2 protein-coding genes and 1 pseudogene are annotated in these 4,411 nt (G+C 58.9%); all 3 read right to left on the reverse strand.

Annotated features, from left to right (window positions below; genetic code table 11):
* Positions 1–788 (reverse strand): annotated as a pseudogene (locus V6C16_RS08430) (glycosyltransferase); the annotation flags it as partial.
* A gap of 26 nt (positions 789–814) precedes the next feature.
* Entirely contained in the window at positions 815–2,965 is a 2,151-nt protein-coding gene (locus V6C16_RS08435) for an HD domain-containing phosphohydrolase (protein WP_333543006.1), read from the reverse strand.
* 21 nt (positions 2,966–2,986) lie between these two features.
* Positions 2,987–4,369 (reverse strand): HlyD family type I secretion periplasmic adaptor subunit, encoded by a 1,383-nt coding sequence (locus tag V6C16_RS08440; protein WP_333534921.1) that lies wholly within the window; start codon positions 4,367–4,369, stop codon positions 2,987–2,989.
* Positions 4,370–4,411: the final 42 nt, after the last annotated feature.

Consider the following 4,411-nt stretch of genomic DNA (forward strand, 5'->3'; position numbering starts at 1 on the left):
AGGTTCAGGGTGTCCACGCGCTGCACGGCCTCTTCTTCCCCACCGCGCGCGCGTACGCCGCCCGTGGCGCTTTCAAGCCAGGCAATCAGCACCAGACAGTTGGGCCGTTGCGCAAGCAGGTACGGCAGGCACTCGATAAACTGCTGAAAACCGCGCGCCGGTTCATGCGGCGGCCCCAAAAAACTGACACGCTCTCCCGAATGTTCCTCTTGGTTTTCCACAGGAGAAAAAAATCTGGGATTGATGCCGCTGTGGACCACATGCAGTTTTTTTTGCAGAAATTCAGGGTACTGCTCCCGTTGCCACAATGACGAGGTTACCGCCAGGTCGCAGTCGCCCAGGGCGTTGTATTCCCAAAGATTCGCCACTCTGGCGGGGGCAAAGTCCGCTGAGGGACGCGGTTTTCCCTTGTTGAAAAAACAGTGGCTTTCGCCTGGCGTGTAAAACCAGTCGCCCTGCCCCACATAAAAAACATCGGGAAAGATATCGCGCAGATAAAAATTGCCGCCCATACTGGCCGATGCGCAGACAATATCGGGGAAAAAACCGCTTTTGCGCAATCCCAGCAAGGTATTGCCCGCGCGTGCGCCGCGCCTCAGGCGCCTGACAATCTCTTTTTCCGCCGGGTCATCACTGTCATAGGAAGAGGGCGGCGCCAGACGCAGGCGGCGCACCCCGGCAAGAGCTATTTTTTGTCCGGTTTCAGCCAGAAAAAGTACCGTATTTTCTCGAACAGCTCCAAAAGCCTGCGCCAGGGAACGAAAGCGCCCCGGAAACGTCGAGTTCAAAAATAATACCCGCATGTATGACCACGCTAGCCTTCATGTTCAGGGTTATCGTGCCGGCTGTTTTCCAGCTGCGCCAAAAAGGCCGCGCCCTGCTCTGAAGCCAGGAATTTTCTCAGGGCCGCCACCACATGCATATCGTATTGGGGCGGCTGCTCGGACAGAATTTCCAGCGCCTGCTCAACGCTCAGGGCCTGACGGTAAGAACGCGAACGCACCAGGGCGCAGAAGGTATTAGCCACAGCCAGAATACGGGCGTTTTCGCAAATTGCGTCGCCGGAAAGCCCGGCCGGGTAGCCGGAACCATCCTCTCTTTCATACATCTGCGAAATGGCTTCCAGAACAGGCAGGCCAAAATCAATGCCCTCCAGGGCGCGCCGGGCATACTCCACATGTTTTTGCAACTGCGTACGTTCCTCTGGCGTGAGCGCGCCGGACTTGGTGAGCAGCTCTCTGGGCAGCTGGATCATGCCGATCTGCGAAAGATTGGCGGCTGTCCGCAAGGTTGCCAGCGTGGTGGCATCGGTTTTGTCAAGAACATAGGCCAGGGTCACGGCAAGCTGAGCCATAAGGGACGAATGCCCGCAGAGGTAGCTGTCCACAGCTTCAACCGCGCGCACATAGGCATTGACGGTCTGGTTGACCATCTGCTGTGCCTTTTGCTGGGCCGTGGCAAGATCCGTCACATCGCTGTAAACCGAAACCACGCCCGACATGCGCCCTGCCTCATCCCGAAACGGCGTGCAGGATGTAAAGAAATAGCGCGGCTTGCCGTCCACCGTCAGTGTTTCTGTAAAGCTTGAAAGGTCACCGGTCTGATGCACGGCCAGAGTATGCGTCACAAGGCTGCGCGCAATATCCGTCCCAAGATCGGTGTATGGACGGCCACGCATGCTGTTGGCTTCCATACCTACCATGTGCGCAAAGCTCTGGTTGGCGTAAAAGATGGTTCCGTTAAGGTCGTTGAGCACAACTCCGGCCGACAGGGCCGAGTTCACGCCGTCCATGATCTGTTTTTGCTGGTTGACCATAAGATACAGGCGGCGCAGTTGGTCGGCCACGGCACGCTCTCTGCGGCCCACAAGCCACCACCACAGGGCCGACAGCATGATGCCCGTCAGGGCCAGCACAAGGCCCGCGCCCAGAATGACATTCTTGCGCAGGGAATTGTAGCTGGCGTCAATGCGCACGGCCTCCACCCCCTGGTCCACAAGCCAGGGCAAGCGCGGCACAGGCACGCCCAGGGTGTATGTGGTGTCCTCACCGTTGCCGCCGGGACCGGGTTCGGTGCGCATGGCCAGGGGCAGCTGCCCGCCCTCAAGCTTCCAGCCGGGCAGGTCCACAAAGCCTTCCCGCACGGTGGGGTCTATGCGCTGCAACCGCTGGCCGAAGTGCTCCAGGATGGCGGAACTGAACTCCCTGCCGCCCGTATGGCGTGTGATGGCCTTGACGACCGGCAGCACATTGGTGGTTGCCAGCAGCACAGAAACCACCCTGTCGCCCGCAGCGTCCACATACAGCGGGGCCACGATGGGAAAGGCCATATCCATGACCAGTTCGCCGTTTTGCCGCCGCACAGGCAGAAACACAAGATGGCGCGTACGGATGGCCTCGGTGATGTACGCGCGCTGTTCCACGCTCAAAACAGGCGGCTCGCCGGGCGACAAATACACTTCCAGGTCTGTGTTGATGAGGCACGCGCCCCAGAAAGAGTTCTTTTCAACAAAGTCCTTGAGCTGCCGCAGCATCATGGGCAGACGCGGCAAAATGGCGCTGATGGGGTCCTGCGCCGGCGCCCGCAGCCCTTCCGGCACCGAATCAGCAAAACTGTCCGGCGAGGGCAGGTTTTCCGGCTCTTTCTGCGATTCGTGCAGCAGCACGTCCGCCGACAGGCGCGAGTTGTTGACCTCTGCTGCGAAAAGCCGCAACAGATCCGTTTCTGCGAACATTTCAACCTGTTTGATGATCGCGCCAGACCAGACGGTGAGCAGGGCCACCTTGTTATTGACCTGTACGTGCAGGTTCTGCCCCACCTCGCGCAACATGCGCTCGCGGGAATTCTGAAGGTACCAGTTGGCCCCTGTCACGATAAGAACCGCCATCACAGCGAAAACAGCCAGCATGATCCGGGCTGCGGCGCGGTTGCTCGACTTTCTGTCGGAAGAATCCTGTAATGCCATAATCGTTCCTTTCGCGACGGATCAGCGCTCTCGCAGGGCGTTCTGCTTGGCCTTGAGAATGGGCTTGAGCAGATAATCCAGAACAGTTTTTTTGCCGATAAGAATATCTGTGGTCACAATCATGCCGGGAATAATGGGCAGATATTCCTTGTGGTAGACAATGGCGTTTTTCTGGGTGCGCACCTTGACCAGATAGAAATGTTCGCCCTTCTTGTCTTCAATGGTGTCGGCACTGATGGACTCGAGCTTGCCTTCAAGCCCGCCGTAAATAGAAAAGTCATAGGCAGAAACCTTGACCATCACATCCTGGCCGGGGCGCAGAAAAGCCACGTCCTGCGGCTTGACCTTGGCCTCTACCAGCAGGGTGTCGTCCAGGGGCACGATATCCATGATGGGTTCGCCGGGTTTTACCACGCCGCCCACGGTGGAAATGTATATCTGCTTTACCGTGCCGCGCACGGGCGCCCGAAGTTCGGTGCGGGTTACCCGGTCGCGGCCGGCAGAGATGCTTTCACGCAGCGAGTTCAGCTCCTGCCGTCTTTTATTGATCTCTTCAGTGATGGCCGACGCCTGTTCCGCACGACGCGAGGCGATGCGCTGCTGCGATTCTTCGGCCGCAGCCTGCGCCTTGGGTATGGTCGCGGCCAGGGCGTCAATCTGCCCCTGCAGTTCCACCACGCGCTGCTGCAGGCCGAGATATTCCATCTTGGAAAAGTTGTTGCGCTGCACCAGGGTGTAAGCCGCATCGCGCTGCTCAATGGCGAGGGCCAGGCTGCGGTCAAGCTGCACCTTGCGGGCCGTCTGCTCCTCCACATCGTGCATGCGCTGGGTATACTGCGACTGGAGCACCTCCACTTCGGCATTAAGCTGCACGCGGCGCACCTGATAGGCATTTTCCTGGTCCTGCATGATCTGGCGGGCGCGCACCAGAATGGCCTCGTCCACCTTGCGGCCAATAAGCTGGCTGGCCCAGGCTTCAAGATGCTCAGGAAAAACAGGCGGCTCGCCTTTTATTTCCGCTTCAAGGCGAATAATGGCGAGACTGTTTTCCATAGCCTTGTTCACGGCATCGCGGTACGCGCTCTCGGCCATTTCGTTATCCAGTTGGGCCAGCGTTGTCCCCTTGTCCACAATCTGGCCTTCGCGCACCATAACGGCACGCAAAATGCCGCCTTCAAGGTTTTGTATGGTCTGGGTGCGCTGCGAACCCACCACCGTGCCTTCGGCGTGGGTCACTTCATCAACGCTGGCAAAAGCGGCCCAGATGATAAGGCACAAAAACATGACCGCCACGCAGATGGAAAGCGCCCGGACGCCGAAATGGGGTCTGCGTGCCAACGCGGCGTCCACCTCGCTGGCAAATTGTATGTCGTCAGGCGTCAAGCCGTTGAGGGGCGCGTCCATGGCGGCAAAAAGACCGGGGCTGCCCTGCGGCGGGACACCTGG

It is taken from the genome of Desulfovibrio sp. 1188_IL3213, from assembly GCF_036763145.1.
Classification (GTDB): Bacteria; Desulfobacterota; Desulfovibrionia; order Desulfovibrionales; family Desulfovibrionaceae; genus Desulfovibrio.

Bases quoted from the DNA above. Each gene is read 5' to 3' on its own strand.
- V6C16_RS08440 (WP_333534921.1), bottom strand. From the start codon at position 4,369: ATGGACGCGCCCCTCAACGGCTTGACGCCTGACGACATACAATTTGCC.
- V6C16_RS08435 (WP_333543006.1), bottom strand. From the start codon at position 2,965: ATGGCATTACAGGATTCTTCCGACAGAAAGTCGAGCAACCGCGCCGCA.